Source organism: Rhodococcus sp. NFXS4, from assembly GCF_058139645.1.
This window is the reverse complement of record NZ_CP192221.1, coordinates 4,174,906-4,195,824: the sequence shown is the minus strand read 5'-3', so window position 1 is coordinate 4,195,824 and position 20,919 is coordinate 4,174,906. Positions and strand designations below refer to the sequence as shown.

General features: G+C 67.6%; 22 protein-coding genes. 17 read left to right on the top strand and 5 right to left on the bottom strand.

The window, feature by feature from the left end; genetic code table 11:
* Positions 1–26: 26 nt before the first annotated feature.
* Positions 27–710 carry a TIGR00266 family protein gene (locus J4E04_RS19765; RefSeq protein ID WP_051613494.1) on the bottom strand — a complete coding sequence of 228 codons (684 nt, stop codon included), beginning with the start codon at positions 708–710 and terminating at the stop codon, positions 27–29.
* Between the two features lie 111 nt (positions 711–821).
* On the opposite strand from J4E04_RS19765, the gene J4E04_RS19760 reads away from it, so the two are divergent.
* The 10 genes from J4E04_RS19760 (at position 822) to J4E04_RS19715 (ending at position 10,780) form a co-directional block, all read left to right on the top strand.
* Positions 822–2,741 (top strand): hypothetical protein, encoded by a 1,920-nt coding sequence (locus J4E04_RS19760; RefSeq protein WP_490149441.1) that lies wholly within the window; start codon positions 822–824, stop codon positions 2,739–2,741.
* The gene (locus J4E04_RS19755; RefSeq protein WP_222638821.1) at positions 2,738–2,926 is read left to right on the top strand and encodes a hypothetical protein; all 189 of its coding nucleotides are present in this window, start codon (positions 2,738–2,740) and stop codon (positions 2,924–2,926) included. Before J4E04_RS19760 ends, J4E04_RS19755 begins: the two co-directional genes overlap by 4 nt.
* Positions 2,927–2,958: 32 nt before the next feature.
* On the top strand, positions 2,959–3,372 hold the full coding sequence (locus tag J4E04_RS19750; protein ID WP_490149440.1) for a hypothetical protein: 414 nt from the start codon (positions 2,959–2,961) through the stop codon (positions 3,370–3,372).
* On the top strand, positions 3,369–4,667 hold the full coding sequence (locus tag J4E04_RS19745) for a hypothetical protein (protein WP_490149439.1): 1,299 nt from the start codon (positions 3,369–3,371) through the stop codon (positions 4,665–4,667). The genes J4E04_RS19750 and J4E04_RS19745 overlap by 4 nt, the downstream gene beginning before the upstream one ends.
* 83 nt (positions 4,668–4,750) lie before the next feature.
* A complete protein-coding gene (locus J4E04_RS19740) occupies positions 4,751–6,775 on the top strand; it encodes a CocE/NonD family hydrolase (RefSeq protein ID WP_490150581.1) in 2,025 nt (674 codons plus the stop codon).
* A gap of 70 nt (positions 6,776–6,845) precedes the next feature.
* Positions 6,846–7,004, top strand: coding sequence for a hypothetical protein (locus J4E04_RS19735; protein ID WP_490149438.1), 159 nt, complete (start codon positions 6,846–6,848; stop codon positions 7,002–7,004).
* A gap of 106 nt (positions 7,005–7,110) precedes the next feature.
* Positions 7,111–7,437 carry a hypothetical protein gene (locus J4E04_RS19730; RefSeq protein ID WP_490149437.1) on the top strand — a complete coding sequence of 109 codons (327 nt, stop codon included), beginning with the start codon at positions 7,111–7,113 and terminating at the stop codon, positions 7,435–7,437.
* A gap of 152 nt (positions 7,438–7,589) precedes the next feature.
* Positions 7,590–8,612 (top strand): ABC transporter substrate-binding protein, encoded by a 1,023-nt coding sequence (locus J4E04_RS19725; RefSeq protein WP_490149436.1) that lies wholly within the window; start codon positions 7,590–7,592, stop codon positions 8,610–8,612.
* Positions 8,609–9,625 (top strand): FecCD family ABC transporter permease, encoded by a 1,017-nt coding sequence (locus tag J4E04_RS19720; RefSeq protein ID WP_222646709.1) that lies wholly within the window; start codon positions 8,609–8,611, stop codon positions 9,623–9,625. The genes J4E04_RS19725 and J4E04_RS19720 overlap by 4 nt, the downstream gene beginning before the upstream one ends.
* Positions 9,626–9,721: 96 nt before the next feature.
* Positions 9,722–10,780 carry an acyltransferase family protein gene (locus J4E04_RS19715; protein ID WP_490149435.1) on the top strand — a complete coding sequence of 353 codons (1,059 nt, stop codon included), beginning with the start codon at positions 9,722–9,724 and terminating at the stop codon, positions 10,778–10,780.
* Here the strand turns inward: J4E04_RS19715 and J4E04_RS19710 are convergent, their stop codons facing one another.
* Positions 10,781–11,428, bottom strand: coding sequence for a class I SAM-dependent methyltransferase (locus tag J4E04_RS19710; protein WP_490149434.1), 648 nt, complete (start codon positions 11,426–11,428; stop codon positions 10,781–10,783).
* Between the two features lie 176 nt (positions 11,429–11,604).
* Here J4E04_RS19710 and J4E04_RS19705 point away from each other — a divergent pair, with 176 nt between their 5' ends.
* Complete coding sequence (locus tag J4E04_RS19705; RefSeq protein ID WP_222633100.1) at positions 11,605–11,928, top strand: hypothetical protein; 324 nt, start codon at positions 11,605–11,607, stop codon at positions 11,926–11,928.
* A gap of 83 nt (positions 11,929–12,011) precedes the next feature.
* Positions 12,012–13,193, top strand: coding sequence for an RtcB family protein (locus J4E04_RS19700; RefSeq protein WP_490149433.1), 1,182 nt, complete (start codon positions 12,012–12,014; stop codon positions 13,191–13,193).
* A gap of 37 nt (positions 13,194–13,230) precedes the next feature.
* Here J4E04_RS19700 and J4E04_RS19695 read toward each other — a convergent pair whose 3' ends face one another.
* Together J4E04_RS19695 and J4E04_RS19690 are read right to left on the bottom strand one after the other, a co-directional pair.
* Positions 13,231–14,043: an SDR family oxidoreductase gene (locus J4E04_RS19695; RefSeq protein WP_222646704.1), complete on the bottom strand. Its 813-nt coding sequence runs from the start codon at positions 14,041–14,043 to the stop codon at positions 13,231–13,233.
* 17 nt (positions 14,044–14,060) lie between these two features.
* Complete coding sequence (locus J4E04_RS19690; protein ID WP_307096291.1) at positions 14,061–15,734, bottom strand: EAL domain-containing protein; 1,674 nt, start codon at positions 15,732–15,734, stop codon at positions 14,061–14,063.
* Between the two features lie 376 nt (positions 15,735–16,110).
* Here J4E04_RS19690 and J4E04_RS19685 point away from each other — a divergent pair, with 376 nt between their 5' ends.
* Genes J4E04_RS19685 through J4E04_RS19675 form a run of 3 tightly spaced genes read left to right on the top strand, consistent with a single transcriptional unit; the run spans position 16,111 to position 19,455 of the window.
* Positions 16,111–17,082, top strand: a complete 972-nt coding sequence (locus J4E04_RS19685; protein ID WP_490149432.1) for an AurF N-oxygenase family protein — start codon at positions 16,111–16,113, stop codon at positions 17,080–17,082.
* Between the two features lie 4 nt (positions 17,083–17,086).
* On the top strand, positions 17,087–18,739 hold the full coding sequence (locus tag J4E04_RS19680) for an FAD-dependent oxidoreductase (protein ID WP_490149431.1): 1,653 nt from the start codon (positions 17,087–17,089) through the stop codon (positions 18,737–18,739).
* A gap of 14 nt (positions 18,740–18,753) precedes the next feature.
* Complete coding sequence (locus J4E04_RS19675) at positions 18,754–19,455, top strand: TetR/AcrR family transcriptional regulator (RefSeq protein ID WP_328813665.1); 702 nt, start codon at positions 18,754–18,756, stop codon at positions 19,453–19,455.
* Between the two features lie 51 nt (positions 19,456–19,506).
* On the opposite strand, the gene J4E04_RS19670 is transcribed toward J4E04_RS19675, so the two are convergent.
* Entirely contained in the window at positions 19,507–19,815 is a 309-nt protein-coding gene (locus J4E04_RS19670) for an SRPBCC family protein (protein ID WP_490149430.1), read from the bottom strand.
* Positions 19,816–19,939: 124 nt separating this feature from the next.
* On the opposite strand from J4E04_RS19670, the gene J4E04_RS19665 reads away from it, so the two are divergent.
* Both J4E04_RS19665 and J4E04_RS19660 read left to right on the top strand, forming a co-directional pair.
* Entirely contained in the window at positions 19,940–20,206 is a 267-nt protein-coding gene (locus tag J4E04_RS19665; protein WP_490149429.1) for a hypothetical protein, read from the top strand.
* A 1-nt stretch (position 20,207) separates the two neighbouring features.
* Positions 20,208–20,846, top strand: a complete 639-nt coding sequence (locus J4E04_RS19660) for a DUF6226 family protein (protein ID WP_490149428.1) — start codon at positions 20,208–20,210, stop codon at positions 20,844–20,846.
* The last annotated feature ends 73 nt before the right edge of the window (positions 20,847–20,919 follow it).

Here is a 20,919-nt window from a genome sequence, read left to right as displayed (position 1 = left end):
CGGATTCCGGGGTCTGAGTTCCACGATCAGCTCGAGCGTGGCCGGTTCTCGTCGATGAGCCGTTCGAGTTCGCGAGGGTTCCTGGTCTGCAGCAGGACGCGGCCCGGACCGGTGAAGTCGAATACCAGCCCCTCGCCGGACTTCAGCGTCTGCATCGTCTTCCCCTGCACCGCTCGACGCACGTCGAACGTCATCGCGAGGTGGTACGCCACCACGTGACCGGTGTCGATGGTGACGCGTTCCCCGGGACCGAGGTCCATGACGTCGATGGCGCCGTACACACCCAGCAGCACGTGCCCGCGTCCCGACGCCTTGTAGCCGAAGGCGCCCTGGCCGCCGAACATCTGCTTCATTCCGCCGAACTGCGGGTCGACGGTGACGTCGGGGGAGTTGCCGAGCCAGGAACCGTGGCCCACGAACCACTCCTGCCCGTCGGCGACGTCGACGGTGATGACGTCGCCGGGGAGCTTGCCGGCCAGGTCGACCCAGCCGCCCTGGTCCGGTGCCGTGTACGTGGTGACGTAGAAGGATCCGGCGCTCAGCGCGCTGCGTTTGAGTCCGCCGAGGAATCCGCCCGGGGTGCTGCTGCGGATGTCCACACCGGCCGAACACGCGAGCATCGCCCCGCCCTCGGTGTTCAGCGATTCCCGTGGCGCGAGGCGGCATCGGGCGACGGTGTTGGAGGGGTTGTGCCGGAGTTCGACGTCCATGCGCAGACGATAGAGCAGCGACGACCGCCGCGCGCGGCACGTGAGAGTGCCCGAGAAATTACTTTCGGGTAGCTCTGGTGTCGACGCCCGGTTACAGACATAATCCGATGCGTGAACAATGTAGGTGTTACCTCGAGTAACCTGATCGCACAGGCGCCGGCCGGTGGCGGCGCCGCGCTCGATCAGGTCTTCGGCATGACCGCGGCAGCCGGTGTCATCTCGCTGTTCCTGCTGTATCTGGCCGTGATGCACCGGACGAGGCGCATCACGTGGCTGCAGCGCCTCGCGGACTACGCGGGCGAGAAGCTGCACCGCCCCGGGTGGGTGGCACTGCCGCTCGTCATGTTCATCTCGACGATCCTCACCGCGTTCTTCGGCTTCATCTGGGACGTCAGCCTGCACATCGGACGTGGTCGCGACGAGGGCCCGTTGGCCAACCCGGCGCACTACTTCATCCTGGTGGGCCTGTTCTTCCTGTTCATCGCCGGTGCGCTGGCGATCATCCTGCCGCGCGACGAGAAGCCCGGTCCGGCAGCCATCAAGATCACCCGGACCTGGTATGCCCCCACCGGCGGGCTGCTCATCGCCGGCTCGGGCCTGTACGCGCTCATCGGCTTCCCGCTCGACGACATCTGGCACCGCATGTTCGGCCAGGACGTGACGCTGTGGGGACCGACGCACCTCATGCTCATCGGCGGGGCCGGGCTCTCGCTCGTCGGCGTGCTGCTGCTCGAGCACGAGGGTCGCGTCGCGATGGCCTCCACCGCCGTGACCACCGCCGCCACCGCCGGTGAGCCCGACGGCGAGACGAAGGCGGACCCGGCGCAGGCCGTCGACTCGCGCAAGCGCTCGATCATCACCTGGTTCATGCGCAGCTCCGCCTTCGGTGGTCTCGTCATCGGCCTGTCCGTCTTCCAGATCGAGTACGACTTCGGCGTCGAGCAGTTCCGCCTCGTCTTCCAGCCGCTGCTCATGACGGCTGCCGGCGCCTTCGCGCTCATCGCCGCCCGCCTCATGGTGGGCCGCGGATCCGCTCTGTTCGCCGTCGCGTTCGCCGCGGTGATCCGCGAGGTCACCGCGCTGATCGTCGGTCCCGTCCTCGGTGAGCCGCACAGCGTGTTCACGCTCTACCTGGGCATGGCCGTGGTCGTCGAGATCATGGGTCTGACCACTCTCGTCCACCGCCGCCTCCTGTTCGGTGCCGTCACCGGTGTCGCCGTGGGCACCGTCGGCCTGTACCTGGAGTCCATGTGGGTCGACGCCGTCTTCCTCTACCCGTGGCCGAACAGCATGTGGGTCGAGGCGCTTGCCACCTGCATCCCGGCCGGCCTCGTCGTCGGTCTCACCGCGGGTCTGTTCGCACAGGCGCTCAGCGGTGACGGACTCCCGCGTCCCGCCGTCCGGCGTTCCGTCGTCGTCGCGATGGTGCTGGTGCTCGGCGGCAGCGTCGCGAACGGCCTGATGATCGACGTTCCGCAGGGCGCGAGCGCGACCGTGAGTCTCACCGACGCTCCCCGCGAGGACGGCTTCCGCATGGTCACCGCCACGGTGAGCATCGACCCGAGCGATCTGGTGTCCGACGATCCCGAGTGGGTCTCCATCCTCGCCTGGCAGGGCGCAGGCGACTCGCTGCACGGACTCGTCGTCGACAACCTCGAGCGCACCGGCCCGGGTGAGTACCGCTCCACGCGTGCCATGCCGGTCGACGGGACGTGGAAGACGTTCCTGCGCATCCAGGACGGCCGCACCATGGCCGGTGCGCCCATCTTCATGGCGGCGGACGAGGGCATCGGCGCCGAGGAGGTCCCCGCGACCACCGAGTTCACCCGCGAATTCCAGTACGAGACCAAGCTGCTGCAGCGTGAGCGCTCGTTCGACCACCCGGCGTGGCTGTTCACGGCGGCGTGCCTCGTGGTGTTGGCCTGCTCGCTGGCCCTCATCTGGTCGCTGTCCTGGGGCGCCGCGCGCATCAGCCTGGCGACCCCCGGCAACACCGCGACGAAGGGCAGCAAGGAGCGCAGTCGCGTATGACGCCCGATCCGAACGTGATCTACCTCGCGGATCACTCTGTCGTGCTGGCACTTCCGGCCGTCATCCCCGCAGTGCTCATCGCTCTCGTGGTGATCGTCATCGTCGTGCGCGACCGGCGGGCCGAGCGGGCGGAGAACGCCGAGAACGACCTGAAGGATGCGAACGAGAGGGAGGGCACGGAGTGAGCGGGAAGGCCGGAGGCCGGTCGGCAATCGGTATGCGCGCTGGGGTTGTTCTGGCTGCGGCGGGCTTGCTGCTGGCGGGGTGCTCGCAGGCGGAGCCGGAGACCGAGGCGACGCCCGAACAGGTCTCCTCGACACCGGCCACGTCCGTAGCGGCGTCCGACGTCCCACGCATCACGCCCACCACCACGCTCGACGTCTCCATCGCGGGCGGTGAGGTCACCCCGGTCGACCAGCGTCTCGAGGGCAGGGTCGGCGAGGAGATCCTCGTGACCGTGTCCAGCGACGCGGAGGACGAGATCCACGTGCATTCCGTTCCGGAGCACAGCTTCCCGGTGGCGGTAGGTGACGATCAGCAGTTCCGCTTCACGGTCGACGTGCCGGGCTCGGTCGACATCGAGTTGCACGAGGTCGACGTCACCGTGGCGACGGTGCTCGTCCGGTCGTGAGCAGCGAGCTCCTCGCGCACGGTCTCGGCGGGTCGACCGACCTGCCGATCCCGGTGACGTACGCCCTCATCGGGGGCGCCTGGGCGTTGGCAGCGTCCTTCGCGGTCCTGTTGTTGGCATGGAAGACTCCGCGTCTGACGCCCGATCGACACCTGGTCCGGACGCCGCTGGCGCGACTCGTGGACGCTGCCGCGTTCCGGGGCGTCGTCGGCACCGCGTCGGTGGCGCTGGCCGTGTGGGTCGGTGCGGCGTCGGTGCTGGGTCCGCAGGATGCATCCAACGCGCTGCTCGGCGTGTTCTACGTGCTGGTGTGGGTCGGGCTGGTTCCGGCATCGCTGGTCTTCGGGCCGGTGTGGCGCATCGTGTCCCCGGTCCGCGCGCTGTATCGCGTTCTGCCGCACGGCCGGCCGCGGACCCTGCCCGACGGCATCGGGGTGGTCCCGGCGGTGCTGGGCCTGTTGGCCTTCGTGTGGCTCGAACTGGCGTCGAGTGATCCCGGTTCGGTCGCCGCCGTGCGTACCTGGTGTCTGCTGTACGTGGTGGTCCTGCTCGGCGGCGCCCTGATCTTCGGCGAGGAATGGTTCGCGCGCGCGGATCCGTTCGAGGTGTTCAGCGACACCGTGGCGCGGTTGTCGATCCTGGCGCGCGACAGGGAGTCTCGCGCCCTCGTGGTGCGCAACCCGCTCGACGGCGCCGCCACCCTCCCTGTACGACGCGGAACCGTCGCCGTGACGGCCACGTTGCTCGGCTCCACCGCGTTCGACTCGCTGGCGCAGACGCCGAGTTGGAAGTCGTTCGCGCGTGACCTCGGTGACCCGGTGCTGATCCGCACGGCCGGCGTGCTGGCGTGTGTCGCACTGGTGGGCACCGTGTTCTGGCTCGCGGCGCGCACCACCGGCGGTGTGACGAGGGAGCGTCGCGCGCAGTTGCCCGGCTTGCTGGCGCACTCGCTGATCCCGATCGTCGTCGGGTACTTCTTCGCCCATTATCTCACCTATCTCGTGGAGAAAGGTCAGCAGAGCGTCTTCACGTTGTACGATCCGTTCGACCGAGGATGGAATCCGCTCGGCATCGCGGACGCGCCGGTGAACTACGCGTTGTCCTCGCACCCGTCGGTGGTCGCATCGATCACGGTGCTGTGCGTGGTGATCGGGCACATCGTCGGAGTGACACTGGCGCACGACGCGGCTCTGCGGCTCCTACCGAAGAAGGATGCGCTGCTCGGCGAACTGGCACTGATGTTGGTGATGGTGCTGTACACCTTCCTCGGTCTCTTCTTGTTGTTCGGCGCATGAATGGTCGTTGACCTTTCCGTGACCGTAGGTTACCGTCCGGTAGGTTAGTGGCGCCCATCACAGGGGAGGGTGCCGATCAGGGCATGGGGGCTCGTGTGCGGCGTCGTTCCACGGTCATCTCGGGCGTTCTCGTCGCCCTCCTCGTCGCATCCTGTACCGCGGTGCCGGCCGCGGCGGATCCCACCGGCGGCGCGGACGCCGTCGCCTGGACCGCCGCGGCCGATGCGCCGCCGCAGTACCCGCAGGTGGCCATCGACTGGGACGTCCCCATCACGATGAGTGACGGAACAGTGTTGCAGGCCAACATCTACCGGCCCGCCGATGCGTCCGGTCGCCCGGTGGAGACCGACCTCCCGACCGTCCTGAACATCACGCCGTACACCAAGCTCGTGGGCAACCTGATCGACTCGGTCCAGCAGATCCCCGGAGTGAGCGAGCCGGTGCTCGACTTCCTGGCGAGCCTGAACTTCGCCGGTACGCCGTTCGACGGCATCACCGATCTCACGCAGGCGGTCGACGGCGGGGGCCTGCGCATCTTCGCCGTCAACCGGAACCTCGTCCAGAACGGCTACGCCCAGGTGGTCGTCGACGCCCGCGGCACCGGGTTCTCGCAGGGCACGTGGGACGTGTTGGGTCCACGCGAGCAACAGGATTCGGCGGAGATCATCGACTGGACGTCACGGCAGTCCTGGTCCGACGGTCAGGTCGGCATGTCGGGCATCTCCTACTCGGCCATCAACTCCGTGCAGGCCGCGGCGCTGCGTCCGCCGGCGCTCAAGGCCATCTTCCCGGTCGAGCCCGGCAACGACCTGCTGCGCGACATCGTGGGTACCGGCGGCGCGTTGGGTGTCGGGTTCATGCCGCTGTGGCTCACGTTGGTCAACGTGCTGAAGTTCGTCCCGAACGTGCAGTCGATCCTGCAGGGGCAGTTCGACATTCGGTGGCTCGCCGATCGATTGGCCGATCCGGCGATCCTGATCCCCGAACTCGCCAACGCCTTCACGGCGCCGACCATTGCCGACATCCGGCCCGAGACACTCGGTGTCGCGCAGGACGGCGAGTTCTACGCCGACCGTTCGGCGGATCTGTCGCAGATCGAGGTGCCCACCATGGTCTACGGCGGCTGGCACGACATCTTCACCAACAGTGAGCCGCGCATCTACAACGACATTCCGGTCGCGCCCGGACGCAAGCAGCTGATCATGGGCGACGGGTACCACGTCAATCCGGGCGCGGGTTTCGGACGCCCGGGCAACCCGCCGCGGCTCGATGCACTCGAACGCGCGTGGTTCGACCACTGGCTCAAGGGCGTCGACAACGGTGTCGAGAGGTACGGCCCCGTGACGCTGTTCCAGCAGGGCGGCGGGTGGACCACCACCGATCAGTTCCCCCGTGCCGGAGCGCAGTCTCAGCGCACCTACCTCTCCGCCGCCCCCAGCGGCACCGCCGGGCACAGCCTCCACGACGGCTCGCTGTCCTCGTCGCCGACGTTTGACACCGCGCGCCTCACCGTCGCGCCGGGCCTTCGCGGGGTCTGTTCCCGCGACGCCGCGGTCGGTACTGCGGGTGCGGCGGCGATCCTGGGGTCCGTGTGCACGAAGGACTCCCAGTTCAACGAGGCCGAGGCGCTGACCTTCACCAGCGCGCCGGCCGAGAAGCCCACTCAGATCTCGGGTGCCACCAACCTGCATCTCAACACGGTGCTCGATCGGCCCGACGGCTTCTGGGCCGCGACGATGAACGACGTCGCGCCGGACGGCACGTCCACCCCGATCAGCCACGGCGCTCTCACCGCATCGCTGCGCCAGATCGACGAGGCGAAGAGCACCCGCTCGGCCAACGGCGACTACGTCGACGCGAAGCCGGCGCTCACGCTCGCGAGCCGGCAGCCGCTCGTGCCCGGCGTCCCGACCACGGTGGACATCAACCTGCTCCCCACGGATGCCGTGATCGCGCCGGGCCACCGGATCCGCATCGACGTCTACGCCGCCAGCGTGCCGCGCTACCTGCCCCTGGGGCCGATGCTCGTCGACTCCGCGCTGGCACCTCAGCACGTGCAACTCGACCCCGCGAACCCCAGCTTCGTGAACATTCCGTATGTGAACTGAGCGGATACCGTGACCATGTCGCGTCCTCGCAGGCGGTTCGGTCGCCGGTATCGGTGGAACACTTCGTGACATGTGGTGGTTCGTCATCGGCTTCGTGGCCGTCTGGATGGTGGTGTCGGTCGCTCTCGGCGTCCGAGTCGGCCATGCCATTCATGTGGCCGACGTCGAGGAAGACGTCGAGCACGCACACGACGTCGACGGTGACGCGCCACTCGCTCCCACGAGGTGATGGGGACCGAGATCGGATTGTGATAAATCCCGACAATCCTCGCCGACATGTGTGACGAAAGCCGGGTGTGAGACTCCCTGGATTCGGTCGCTCCCACTCGGCACCCATGGTCGTTCCGGCTCCCGGTGCCGTGCTCACCTTCACCGGCCCTGTCTCTCTCCTGATCGAGCTCGCGGACTCCAGACCGCGGTTCGTCGACATCGGGTACGTCGATGTCGCAGGCCAGAAGGCTCGGCGGAGCGTTCTGGTCGACACGTTGTGGCCCGAGGAGGACCGGTTTCGCATCGAGTTCTCCGACAGGTCGGTTCCGGACATGGTCGTGGGTGCGGACGAGGACGTCACGTTTTACGTCGTGGACATCGATCGGCCGGACCTCGCGCAGTTCGGCGAGGACGGGTACGTGGTGCGGATGGAGCCGCGCGGAATAGAGTGACCCTCGAACAGTCGTTCAGCGAGGGAACCCGGTGCGATTCCGGGACTGGCGCGCAACGGTGACGAGCTTCGGCTCGAAGTCCGATCGCTTGCTGTCCGGCACCACCCTCGAAGCTCCGCGCACGGGCTCCCAGCAGGACGGCACAACCGAACATGACCCCACGCCTCGCGATCGCCGCTGTCGTCACGACAGTCGGCCTCCTCGCCACAGGATGCTCCACCGGCCCGACCACGACGGCTGCGGCCGAGGCCGGAAGCACCTATCCCGTCACCCTCGAGAACTGCGGCCGCACCGTCACCATCGACGCGCCGCCGCAGCGCGCCGTCTCCCTCAACCAGGGATCCACCGAGATCCTGCTGTCCCTCGGGCTGGAAGATCGGATGGTCGGTACCGCCACCTGGACCGACCCGGTACGGGCCGACCTCGCGGACGCCAACGCGCGGGTTCCTCGGCTGGCGGACAACAAGCCCTCGCTCGAGGTGGTGCTGGACACCGAGCCCGATCTGGTCACCGCGTCGTTCGGCGGAACGCTGGGAGAGGGTGGAGTCGCGGACCGCGACCGGTTCGATGCCCTCGGCGTCCCGACCTACCTGTCGCCGACGGACTGCATCGGCAAGTCGGCCACCAGCGTCAACGCTGACGGTGCCCGGGACGAGCCACTGAGCATCGAGACGGTGTTCGAGGAGGTGCGCGATCTCGCGGCGATCTTCGATGTCCGCGACCGAGGGGATGCTCTCGTCGACGAGCTGCGAACGCGCTACGACGCGGCATCCACGCCGGTGTCGGAGGCGTCGCTCGCGTACTGGTTCGCCGACACCACTGCCCCCTACATGGCCGGGTGCTGCGGAGCGTCCGGTGTCATCTCGAACGCGGTGGGCGTGCGCAACGTCTTCGCGGACACGAAGGACGAATGGCCGCAGGTGAGTTGGGAGAGTGTCGCCGACCGCAACCCCTCCGCACTCGTGCTGGCCGACCTCAGCCGGCGCAGCATCGACGGTGACGCGCTGGCGAGCAAGATCGCATTCCTCGAGAGCAACCCGGTGACGAGTCGCATGCAGGCGGTGATCGACAAGCGCTACGTCGTCGTGAACGGTGCCGACCTCAATCCGTCGATCCGGACCATCGACGGTATCGAGAAAGTGGCTGCGGCACTGCAGGAGTGGTCGAACGGGTGAGGGTGCGACCGGCATTGGCGGTCGTGGCCACGCTGCTGGCGGTCGTCGCGTCGGTGGCGGTGTCCATCGCGCTGGGCCCGGCGAACGTGACGGTGCCCGACGTGGTCGCCGTCGTCGTCGCGCATCTCGGTGGCCCGCCGGCGGACGTCAGCCGCATCCAGGACGGCATCGTCTGGGAACTACGGCTTCCCCGTGCACTTCTCGCGGCGATCTGCGGGTGCGGCCTGGCGCTGTGTGGCGCGATCATGCAGTCGCTGCTGCGTAACCGCTTGGCGGATCCGTTCGTTCTCGGCATCTCGTCCGGTGCCTCGACGGGCGCGGTGTCGGTGGCGGTGCTCGGTGTGGGTGCGGGCGCACTGTCGCTGTCGACCGGCGCCTTCGTCGGTGCTCTCGTGTCCTTCGTGCTGGTGATGATGCTGGCCACCGGCGCCGGCGGTGGAACTGGGCCGGTGATCTTGGCGGGAGTGGCCGGTACGCAGTTGTTCTCGGCCCTCACCTCGTTCATCGTGCTGTCCTCCGCCGACGCCGAGCAGACGCGCGGGGTGCTGTTCTGGCTGCTGGGCTCGCTCGCCGGTGCCGGGTGGAGCGATGTCGCGGTGTGCGCCGGCGCCGTCGGGATCGGGGCGGTGGCGTGCGTGGTGGCGGCGCCGTCGCTCGACGCGGTCACGCTGGGATCGGACACGGCCCGCGCGCTCGGTGTCTCGATGCTCCGCCTGTCCGTCGTCCTGCTCGGAGTCACTGCACTGATGACCGCGACCATCGTGGCGTCGGCGGGAGCCATCGGATTCGTCGGGCTGGTCATCCCGCACGCGGCTCGCATCCTCGTCGGCACCGCCCATCACCGCGTGCTGCCGGTGTCCATGGCGATCGGTGCCGTGTTCATGGTGTGGGCGGACACCCTGGCGCGCAGCGTCTTCGCACCGCAGGAGATTCCGGTGGGGGTCGTGACGGCGCTCGTGGGTGTGCCGGCCTTCGCGGTGATCCTTCTTCGACGAAGAACGCAGCCGGCCTGAAAGACGAGACCGATCAGTGCCTTCTCGAGAGACGCAGATACCGGTCGTGTGGCGGAGGGTGCTGCGAAGGACGGGTTCCTACTGCATGATCTGGTCATGGCCGAACACGCTCGCCCGAAGGATCGTTCGATTCAGACGTTGCGCGGCGTGGCGGTTCTTCTGATGGTGGCGGGCCATGTCATCGGTTCGAGTGGCGGGCGCGGAATGAATGTCGCGGACGATTCGATCTGGCGATGGTTCTATGTCGCTCTCGAGGACATCCGGATGCCCCTGTTCACCGTGATCTCCGGTCATGTCTATGCCATGCGCCCGATCCGGTCTTTCGCCGACTACCCCTCCCTGGCGCGAGGAAAGGCGCGCCGACTCCTGATTCCCCTGGTGACAGTGGGTCTACTGCTGTTCGTTCTGCAGATCTCCGTGCCGGGCACCAACTCGAGGCCGGAACTGAACGAGTTGGCGTGGTTCTTCGTGTTCCCTTTCCACTACGGACATCTGTGGTTCCTGCAGTCGATGTTCTTGATCTTCTTGACGGTGGCGGCGCTCGATGCGTGTGGGGTGACCCGAACCCGTGCCGGATGGGCGATCGCGACTGTGTCGGCGCTGGTCGTCTTCGTCGCCGTTCGAGTTCCGTCGAGTGCCGATGTGTTCTCCGTCAACGGGTACTTCCGGTTGCTGCCCTTCTTCCTCATCGGCTACGGACTGCACCGTTACGGCGTCGAGAAGGGCAGGCGGGTCGCCGTGGGTGTCACCCTCCTCGCGTTCCTGGCTGTCTACAGCGCCAGGACGATCGGCACCGTGAACGAATGGAACCTCGCGCCGCGAGTCGACCGCGTTCTGGAACTCGCAGTGGGGGTTACCGGAGTGGTCTTGATCTATTCGGCACGTCGGCTGGTCGACTGGGCTCCCCTGGCGTGGGTGGGAGGGTTCTCGTTCGGCATCTACCTACTACACGTCTTCGGTTCGGCGGCCTCCCGAATATTCGCGCGAGCAATGGGGATCGACGCCGATGTGGCGCTGTTCGTCATCGGAATGGTGGCGGGTGTGGGGCTGCCCATCATGTTCCAACTGGTCTTCGGACGGTGGAACCTGGTCTGGGTCGGAATACTCGGCGAGAAGCGCCGGCGGTCCGATCGAGCTGCGTCGGTGCACGTCTGATCAACACCCTCGCGGCGGCGGCTCCACGAGGTGATCGCGTGCCCGCGCGACGACGAACGCCTGCGCCGCAGTCTCCGTGCCGTGAGCGGAGCGCACGGCGTCCCGGTGCAGCACGTACCCGCTGTCGATGAGCAGCGACTGCACCTCGTCGACGTCGTGGCGGAGATAGTCGAGGTGCACGTCCCGCCCGAACGCAGTGCGCAGCTCGCGGGTGGGTGCGGCGGTCTGGAATGCCAGCAGCAGCCAGCCGTCCGGGACGGTGACGCGGCGGAACTCGGAGAACAGAGCGGGCAGATCGGCGGTGGGGGTGTGCACGATCGAGTACCAGGCGCACACGCCGTGAACAGAACCGTCGGCCAGGGGGAGCGCGGTCATGTCGCCCACCACCCAGGAGGCCGGCCCCGATGCTGCGGTGATCATGCCCTTCGACGCGTCGAGGCCCAGGACATCGAGGCCGGCACTCGCGAGCTCGCGTGCCGCCTGGCCGGGCCCGCACCCGGCGTCGAGCACCGTCGTGCCGCGCGAGGACCGCACCGAGCGAGCGAACGACGACAGGAATCCGCGGTCGAAGGGGCGCGAGCCGAGCTCGTCCGCGAACGCCGCGGCGTAGTCGGGCGCGATCGCGTCGTAGGGGGATGCCGGGGTCACCTGCTCACCATAGTGAGCGCCACAAACCGGCACGGGGCTGACAAACTGCTGAGATAGTGGCCGAAAGTACTGACATCCATTCACGGCTCTGGTGTCATGGACGTGGCGCCGAGGGCGTCGCCGCTCAGCCAGCCGAGGTGACGACAGTGAAGTTTCGATCCCGAGACAGACGTCCTGTGGCCGTGGTGCCCGCGCCGGGTGCGGTGCTCTCCTTCACGGGTCCGGCCGCCACTCTGTTGACTCTGGACGACGGCCGACCGCGCTTCGTCGACCACGGTACCGAGGACGTCTCGGGTGTCGTGATGCGGCGCAGTTCGTTGGTCGACACCCTGCACGTCGTGGGGGACGAGATCCGCATCGGCTTCAGCGATCCCACGCTTCCGGACCTCGTCGTGCCTCGCGGTGACGCCCTCACCTTCCACGTGGTGGACATCGATCGCCCCGACCTCGGAACACGCGAGATGAAGGACGTGTTCGTGCGACTCGAACGGCGAGCCTAACAGGCACACAACTAAATACGTCGCGATGGTCGTCGACTCCACGTACCGTTCGGACCTCACCGAACACGACGAAGGAGATCACCATGCCACCGACAGGCGCGGGAACGCGGCTGCTCAACTGGGCCTCGGCCATCGAGGACGCCACGTTGGAGCAGGCGCGTCGCACCGCGGCCATGCCGTTCATCCACCCCCACGTCGCCCTGATGCCCGATGCGCACCCTGGAATGGGAAGCGCTGTGGGCACGGTCATTCCGACACTGCGCGCGGTCATCCCCGCCGCGGTCGGCGTCGACATCGGGTGCGGGATGATCGGCGTCGAGACGACGCTGACTCACAGCGACATCACGGACCTCGACCTGGCGCAGCTGCGTCAGGACGTCGAGCGCGTCATCCCCCTCTCGCCCGGCAACTACAACGGGCACCTCGACCGCTTCGAGTTCACCGCTGCCAAGATCGCGGAGCTCGAGGAACTGGCCGAGAAGAGCGGGGTGGACCTGTCGCACTCGCCGAAGTGGCGTCAGCAGCTGGGGTCTCTCGGTGGTGGCAACCACTTCATCGAGCTGTGTCTCGACGAGCGGGACCGGGTGTGGCTGTTCCTGCACTCGGGTTCGCGAGGGGTGGGCAACAAGATCGCCAAGAAGCACATCGCGATCGCGCAGAAGACGTGCGAGAAGTGGTGGATCCAGCTGCCCGACCGTGACCTCGCGTACCTGGCCCAGGGCACGCCCGAGTTCGATCGGTACATCGCGGATCTGACGTGGGCGCAGCGGTTCGCGTACCTCAACCGGGCCGAGATGATGGATCGGTTCCTGCACCAGTTCGTGCATCGGGCCGGTACCGACACGAGTGTCGAGTCGGATCGAATCAACTGTCACCACAACTACACCCGGCCGGAGAAGCATGCCGGCAAGGACGTGTGGCTCACCCGTAAGGGCGCAGTTCACGCGGCCGAGGGTGTGCGGGCCATCATTCCGGGCAGCATGGGAACGCGGTCGTACGTCGTCGAGGGCAAGGGCAGCGCGAGCGGTCTGCACTCGGCTCCGCACGGTGCGGGTCGGCGGTTCTCCCGGGCCGAGGCGCGCAAGCGCTACACGCAGGACGACCTGCGTGAGCGGATGGTGGGGATCGAGTACCGGGATTCGGCCGAGTTCATCGACGAGATCCCCGATGCCTACAAGTCCATCGACGTGGTGATGGAGGATGCTCGCGATCTGGTCACGGTGCTCCACGAGCTCCGCCAGATCATGAACGTCAAGGGCACCTGACGACCCCGATGGCCCTGCAGTGCAGGGCCATCGGACGTCACACGCTCCGCCAGGCGTCGTCCTTCACGAACTGGACGGCCTGCGGCCCCATCAGGGCCATGCCGCCGTCCACGACGAGGGAGGCGCCCGTCATGTACGACGACGTCGGGCCGGCGAGGAACGCGACGACGGAGGCGATCTCCCGTGCGTCGCCGGTACGCCCGAGCGGGACACCCGGCCGGGGGTTGCTCTCGGGGTTCTCGTCGGTCTGACCGGTCATCGGTGTCGAGATTTCGCCCGGCGCAACCGAGTTCACCGTGATGCCGAACTGCGCGAGCTCGATCGCCATCACCTGCGTCAGTCCGCCGAGACCGGCCTTCGCGGCGCAGTACGGTGCCGCACCGACCTTGGGCAGGTGTTCGTGCACGCTGGTGACATTGACGATGCGCCCGCCGTGGCCCTGCTCCACCATCAGCCGTGCGGCGTGCTGTCCACACAGGAACGCGCCGTCGACGTCCACCGACAGCACCGTGCGCCACGAGTCGAAGTCCAGGTCGAGGAATGAGGTGGCGGTCCCCGTGCCGGAGCAGTTCACCAGCACGTCGATCCCGCCGAGCTCACTGGCCAGCGAGTCGACGGCGAACGGGGCGCCCGGGAGGTCGGTCAGGTCCATGTGGGCACTGAACCCGCTGCACCCGAGCGCGCGGATCTCCCCGACGGTGGCCTCGGCGCCCTCGCGGTCGCGGTTGTAGGTCACCCCGACGTCGAGGCCGCCGCCGGCCAATGCGACGGCCACCGCGCGGCCGATGCCGGAGTCGCCGCCGGTCACGACGGCGGTGCGGGGAACGAAGTCGGAACCTGGTGTCGTCATGGCCCGGCCATACCCGCTCAGAGGGCGTTCATGCCGTCCTGACGGCTCAGGATCGGAGTGGAGGTGGGGCGCCCCAGCAGGAACCCTTGCACCATGTCGGCACCGAGGCTGCGCGCCGACTCCAGCTCCTGCGGCGTCTCGATGCCCTCGTACACGCATTCCGCACCGATGGCCGCCGCGAAGGTGGTGAGGGCGCTGGCGGCGGCGCGGCGCATGGGGTCGGTGTCGATGCCGCGGACGATCGAGGCGTCGAGCTTGAGGACGTCGGGCTTGATCTCGACGAGCTGACGGAGACCGGAGTAGCCGGCCCCGACGTCGTCGACGGAGATGGACAGGCCCTCGTCGCGCAGATGATCGAGGGCGGCGCCGAGTGCGGTGTAGTCGCTGACCAGGTCGTGCTCGGTGATCTCGACGACGACGCGTCGGCACTCGGCGGCCTCGTCGAGGATCGGCACCAGGTCGGTGGCGACGATGGTGGTCGCCGAGACGTTGACGGCGAGGAAGACGTCGGTCGGGAGGTCTCGGGACGCCGCGACGGCGCGTCGGACAGCGGCGAGCTCCAGCGGGATCTGCAGGCCGTCGGCGGCCGCGTCGAGGAACCAGCTCTGGGTGGTGCCGTGCCCGGAAGGGAAGCGGGACAACGCTTCGTAGCCCATGACGCGACCCGTCGACACCGACAACACGGGTTGGAAGACGATGGCGGGCCCGCCGTCAGCGATCAGCTCGGCGACGTGGTGGTTGCTGCGCGGAGCCACGGCGTCGCCGTACTGCAGGAACGCGGCGGCGGTGAGGGTCTTGCCGAGCGCGACGGTCACCGTGGTGCGGTAGTCGACCGGCACGGTGGAACTGGTGCACGTCATGCTGACGGTGGCGCTGCGCAGGCGGGTCGACTCCACCAGTGCGCGCGCCGCGGCGAGCCGCTCGGCCACGTCGTCCGCGGAACCGAGCCAGACACAGGCGAATTCGCCCGGTTGGGTCCGGGCCACGATGGCGTCGGGAAACGCGTCCGTGAGGAGACTCGATGTCTCGGCGACCAGGTCGTGGCTCGTGGCGCGGCCGAGGCGTCGCTCGATCTGCACGAAGTCGCGGAGATGGACAACGGCCGTGCCCAGGGTCTGCTCGACTCCGCGGGGGACATCGAACCGGGCGACGGCGCCGTCGAGGCCGCGACGGTTGAGCAGGCCGCTGACGCTGTCGCGTCGGCTGTTCTCGAGCTTGTCGGTGAGGAAGTCGACGTGCATCTTGAGCAGGATCGGCACGATGACCGCGGTGAGCAGGGTGAGCGCTCGAGACAGAACGAGCCAGCCGGGGACTCCGTCGTGTACCGAGAGCACAGACAGCACGACGAGGATCGCTGCGGCGAAGGCCAGTTGGGCCGCCAGGATCCGCCCGGAGACGTACACACCCGCGAACAACGACACCAGCATCAGTAGGACAACGCCGGGAAGGGCGTCGAACGGCGAGCGGGAGGCGAACAGAACGACGGTGATGCCGATGTCGGCGTAGACGACGAAAGGGATCGAGTAGCGGAGGTTCCGCCCGTAGAGGTAGATGAGCAACGCGGACGGAAGAGTGGTCAGCGCCGCCACGGCGACGATGACGAAGGACGTCCTGTCGAACTGCGGTGACAGACCCCAGGTGATCCCGGCCAGGCCCACGATGATGACCAGCGTCAACACGACGAGACGCATCGCAGGCACGCTCGGGTACTCGAGGCGTGCCGCGGCGTGGTCAGCGGTCGGGATCGGACGTACGGGCAACACACACTCTCGTTCGTCGAGCCGCGTCGACCCCCGACGAACGATGCGGCAGTGAGGAGAAGGACAGGTCGAGTTCCCGATATTCGGAGCTGCGGTTCGCAAGGACGGGCAAACGGTACCCGATGATCGAAGAATAGATGCCGAGTGAATGCAACAACCGAGAATGGCCTGATTCCGGCCATGATGACAACGTTCGTTGTACCAATTCGCGACGGCTCACTGCTTGCGTGGTACACCGAGTTGCAGTAACTTTTACTGCAACAGCCTGTCGCACCAAGTCGGCCCGGCACTCACGGAGGTTCACGCCATGACGATCACATCCGACACGCGCTCCGAGTACGAGCAGACGCTGCGCACCCTGTCCGAAGCGTCCGTTCACCAGCACTTCGATGCCTTCCTCGACATCCCCTGGGACGATCCGCACTACGCGATCGTGGCCGGCGATCCCCGCTGGGTGCTCCCGGCAGCCGATCCGCTGGGCAACACCGAGTGGTACCGGTCGCTCCCTCTGGATCGGCAGATCGCGGTCGGCATGTACCGGCAGGCCAATATCCTCAAGGTGGGTCTGCAGTTCGAGCAGGTGCTCATCGCCGGCATCATGAACTACGCGCTGCGGCTCCCGAACGGCTCGCCGGAGTTCCGCTACTCCACGCACGAGGCGACGGAGGAGTGCCACCACACCCAGATGTTCCAGGAGCTGGTGAACCGGATCGGTGTCGCCGTGCCCGGTGGCCCGAGGTGGTTCCGCAAGGCCGGCCCTCTCCTTCCCCTCTTCGCGGGCCCGCTCCCGTTCGGCTTCTTCGTCGGAGTGCTGGCCGGTGAGGAGCCCATCGACCACGCCCAGAAGTCGATCCTCCGCGCCGGTGCATCGCAGCACCCGTTGATGACTCGCATCATGCAGATCCACGTCGCCGAGGAGGCGCGACACATCGGCTTCGCGCACCAGTACCTGGAGCACCGCGCGCCGAAGCTGTCCCGACGTCAGCGGTTCGCGATGTCCATCGCGACGCCGATCATCATGCGCGTGCTGTGCGACGTCATCATGAAGCCCAGCAAGCAGGTGCAGCGCGAGCTCGGAATCCCGCCCGAGGTGGTGCGTGAGGTGTGGTGGGACAACGAGGCCTCCGCGAAGACGTTGCGCGACATGTTCGGTGACGTCCGCAAGCTGTCCGAAGACATGGGCCTGATGAACCGGGTCTCTAAGCGTCTGTGGACGAGTCTGCGTATCGACGGGCGCCCCTCGCGGTTCCGCAGCGAACCCGCCTCCGCCGCGGCCTGATTCGATGCCCCACGTCGTCACCGGGACGTGCTGCGCCGACGCGTCCTGCGTCCTCGCGTGCCCGGTCAACTGCATCCACCCCGCGCCGGGTGAGCCCGGGTTCGGAACCACCGACATGCTGTTCATCGACCCGGCGACATGCGTGGGATGCAGTGCCTGTGTGACGGCGTGCCCGGTGGGCGCGATCGTCCCCGACACGAAGCTGACCATCGAGACGGCTCCGTACGCGGCCCTCAACGCGGAGTACTTCGAGCGGTCTCCGCACGCGGACCGCACTCCGCTGGCTCTCGTTGCGCCGCAACGCCGTCTGCGCCGCGGTGGCCCGTTCCGCGTCGCGGTGATCGGTGCCGGGCCGGCCGGGCTGTACACCGCGGACGAGCTGCTCAAGCATCCCGAGGTGGCGTCGGTCGACGTCTACGACAAGCTCCACACTCCGCACGGCCTGGTGCGGCACGGCGTCGCACCCGACCACGCGACCACCAAGAAGGTCACCGACCTCTTCGAGGCGATCGAGAACGAGCCCGGCTTCCGCTACGTGCTGGGTGCCGAGGTGGGAACGACTGTCACTGTGGCGCAACTGCAGTCGGTCTACCACGCGGTGGTGTTCGCCGTCGGTGCCTCGTCCGACCGCACGCTCGGCATTCCCGGTGAGAATCTGACGGGCTCCGTGGCGGCCACAGACGTCGTCGGCTGGTACAACGGCCATCCCGACCATCGGGACGCCGCCGTCACGCTCGATCACCAGCGCGCCGTCGTCGTCGGCAACGGCAACGTCGCCCTCGACGTCACGCGCATGCTCACCCGCGACACCGAATGGCTCTCGGAGAGAACGGACATCGCGCCGCACGCTCTCGACCAGCTCCGGGGTTCTCGGATCCGAGAGGTGCAGATTCTCGGCCGACGCGGACCGGCCGACGCGGCCTTCACCGTGCCCGAGCTGATGGGGCTCGCCGCGCTCACCGACGTCGACGTCGTCGTCGAGGCGGATCCCGCGCAGCTGCAAGGTGACGATCAGCGGAGTCGCCTGCTCGCGGAGCTGGCTGCTCGGCCGCGATCGACGGACGCCACGCGGCGTCGCATCGTGCTCACGTTCGCGGTGTCTCCGGTGGAGATCCTGGGCCGGGACGGCCGGGTGACCGGCGTCCGCGTCGCTCGGAACGACCTGGTCGAGGGTGCTGACGGTGCCGTCGTCGCCGTCCCGACGTCAGACGAGTACGTCCTCGACGCCGGCTTGGTGGTGCGGTCGGTCGGCTTCCGCGGTGTCGGTCTGCCCGGGCTCCCGTTCGACGAGCGCACGGGCACCGTGCCGAACGATCGCGGGCGGGTGGCGCCGGGTGTGTTCGTCGTCGGGTGGATCAAGCGCGGTCCGCGCGGCTTCATCGGCACGAACAAGACCTGCGCGCAGGAGACTGTGGAGGCAGTGCTCGACCACCTGGACTCCGACATCACCGAGCCGCACCACACACCTGACGACCTGATTGCAGCGACGATCCCGCAAGCGGGTGATCTGGCGGCATGGCGCAGGCTGGATGCTGAGGAGCTCGCTCTCGGTCGACGGATCGGTCGGCCGCGCGTGAAGATCGTCGATCGGCTCGACCAGGAGGCCGTCGCGGCACGTGTGATCGTCAGGGCACCGCGGAGACTGCTGCGTACGTGAGATGCTTCGGTGCGATGAGCACCGAGCGCACCACCTCCGGTGACGGCCGGAGGCGACGGTGGGATCAGCACAACGCCGACCGCCGCCGTCAGGTGATCGCCGCTGCCCTCGACGTGCTCGAGCGGGGCGTGCATCCGGGGGAGTGGGTCACGGCGCAGCAGATCGCCGACGAGGCGCGCATCCATCGCACCGGCATCTACCGCTACTTCGCCGACAGGGCTGACCTCGACGTCGCCATCCAGCGCACCATCTGCGAGCAGCTGGAACACACCCTGACGGCGTCGGTGACACTCGAGGGTCTGCCACGCTCGGTGGTGCAACGGGTGGTCGACTCGTACGTGCGCTGGGTTGTGGCCCACCCCACCTGGACGTACGTCATCGAGCAGAACGTCACCGGATCGTCCGAATCACCGCTGCAGAGCACCATCGCCCGCGTCGCCGAGAAGATCGAGGTGGCCGTCGGCGGATTCCTCGCCCTCGTCGACGCCGATCTGGGCGACGACGACCTGCGCCTGGTCGGACCGTGGGTGTCGAGCCTCATCTCCGGCTGTGTCGGCGCCGTGAGAACGTGGCGCGCACAGGAAGATTCGGTCGATCTCGACACGTTCGCCGCCTTCCTCGCCGACACCATCTGGCTGCAGATCACGGGTCTCGGCGCGTCGCGGGGGATTACGATCCCGAACGTGCCACTCGAGCGGGTGCTGGACAGTCCCTGATCCCTGGCGTCATGGTGGCTCTCGCACGCTCCCATTCACCGCACCGGTCGGTCACTGCCCGTAGGTATGGCGAAGGTTGCCATTGATCAGCCTGTCGATGCGCTTACGCAAGCTGCGAACGGTGTCGTCGTCCGGGCGCGGTGGGTCGAGGAGCAATGTCCACCGGAGGTTCGTCCCAGCGCCATCGTCGGCCAGGTCGAATCGAATGAGGGCATCGGGTCTCGCCGGCCAGAGCGACGACCACACGATCAGCGACGGCGGCTCTGACTCGATGACGCGCGGAAGCGTCTCGTCGTCGAGCAGGTGCAACCACGGTCGTCTGGTCTCTCGACCCGGATGCGCGAGATCGTCGAAGACCACATGACGGGGCGGTGGTTGGTTCTTCCGTCGGGTCACGACCTCGTCCATGCACCGAACCGTACGGTGTCGAGGGGATCGTGAAAAACAGTTTTTCGAGCACCGGAATGCTTGCCACACTGGACCGATGTGGGGCCCCGATCTCGAGTACGTCGACGAATGGACGTTTCCGCTGCTCCCCGACTCCGGAATGGGTGCGCCCACCCAGATGGTCGACGCGTGTGTCGCAGTGGGGTCGGACCTGCACTGGCACCGGTCCGGTGCGCACCTGGACCTCGACCGACTTCGGTGGACCCTCTCGCTCCACGAGACGGGTGTCGCGGTGTGGTGCGATCCCCGCACCGACCGGGCAGTAGCGCCGATCGGACTGCTCGCAGCGAGACAGGATGACTGACGTGAGTTCGTATGTACGACCGACGATCGACGAGCAGGTGTTCCGCGACTCCGACGGCCGGAAGATCGAGTACGGAAACCTGTGGGCCGACTCTCCGCCGGAGAGTGCGTATTCCGTGACCGAACACCCCGAACGCTATGCGCCACTTCATGTGATCGCGGATGCCCTCATCGAGCACCTACGCGACACCTACGACGTCGAGATCGACGAGGGCCCAGAGGCGATTGCGGAGTTGGTTCGGCCGCATCGCGATACGACTCGTGCAGTTCGAATCCGACCGAGCGATCCCGACTGCGCGACACTGACACTGATCTTCACGTCCTACCCCGGGATCGGGATGCACGCTGGTCTGCTGCACGATTTCTACTTCCCGAGCTGCGGGTGCGACGCGTGCGACTCGACCTGGCAGGACGAAGCCGACGGCCTCGAGCGTCAGGTGTTCGCGGTCGTGAACGGCAGCTATCGGGAGAGTGTGAAGCGCGGGTTCCGTCCGATGGTCGGGTACTCATTCACCTTTCCCGACGGCGCGAGCTCGGGGCGGACCGGTTCCGACGGTATCCCCGCAGCGCGTCTCGACGCTGCGGATCCCATTCTCCGTGCACTGCCTGACGGCTGGGCCGCCTGGCCACCGCGACCGTGATCGCACCAGGCCCATGTGTCGCAGCTCGGTGTGCGGGTACCTGCTGACGGAGGCCGAGAGGACGGGAGGTAGC

Bases quoted from the DNA above. Each gene is read 5' to 3' on its own strand.
- J4E04_RS19765 (WP_051613494.1), bottom strand. From the start codon at position 710: ATGGACGTCGAACTCCGGCACAACCCCTCCAACACCGTCGCCCGATGC.
- J4E04_RS19755 (WP_222638821.1), top strand. From the start codon at position 2,738: ATGACGCCCGATCCGAACGTGATCTACCTCGCGGATCACTCTGTCGTG.
- J4E04_RS19750 (WP_490149440.1), top strand. From the start codon at position 2,959: ATGCGCGCTGGGGTTGTTCTGGCTGCGGCGGGCTTGCTGCTGGCGGGG.
- J4E04_RS19740 (WP_490150581.1), top strand. From the start codon at position 4,751: ATGGGGGCTCGTGTGCGGCGTCGTTCCACGGTCATCTCGGGCGTTCTC.
- J4E04_RS19735 (WP_490149438.1), top strand. From the start codon at position 6,846: ATGTGGTGGTTCGTCATCGGCTTCGTGGCCGTCTGGATGGTGGTGTCG.
- J4E04_RS19730 (WP_490149437.1), top strand. From the start codon at position 7,111: ATGGTCGTTCCGGCTCCCGGTGCCGTGCTCACCTTCACCGGCCCTGTC.
- J4E04_RS19725 (WP_490149436.1), top strand. From the start codon at position 7,590: ATGACCCCACGCCTCGCGATCGCCGCTGTCGTCACGACAGTCGGCCTC.
- J4E04_RS19715 (WP_490149435.1), top strand. From the start codon at position 9,722: ATGGCCGAACACGCTCGCCCGAAGGATCGTTCGATTCAGACGTTGCGC.
- J4E04_RS19700 (WP_490149433.1), top strand. From the start codon at position 12,012: ATGCCACCGACAGGCGCGGGAACGCGGCTGCTCAACTGGGCCTCGGCC.
- J4E04_RS19695 (WP_222646704.1), bottom strand. From the start codon at position 14,043: ATGACGACACCAGGTTCCGACTTCGTTCCCCGCACCGCCGTCGTGACC.
- J4E04_RS19690 (WP_307096291.1), bottom strand. From the start codon at position 15,734: ATGCGTCTCGTCGTGTTGACGCTGGTCATCATCGTGGGCCTGGCCGGG.
- J4E04_RS19685 (WP_490149432.1), top strand. From the start codon at position 16,111: ATGACGATCACATCCGACACGCGCTCCGAGTACGAGCAGACGCTGCGC.
- J4E04_RS19680 (WP_490149431.1), top strand. From the start codon at position 17,087: ATGCCCCACGTCGTCACCGGGACGTGCTGCGCCGACGCGTCCTGCGTC.
- J4E04_RS19675 (WP_328813665.1), top strand. From the start codon at position 18,754: ATGAGCACCGAGCGCACCACCTCCGGTGACGGCCGGAGGCGACGGTGG.
- J4E04_RS19665 (WP_490149429.1), top strand. From the start codon at position 19,940: ATGTGGGGCCCCGATCTCGAGTACGTCGACGAATGGACGTTTCCGCTG.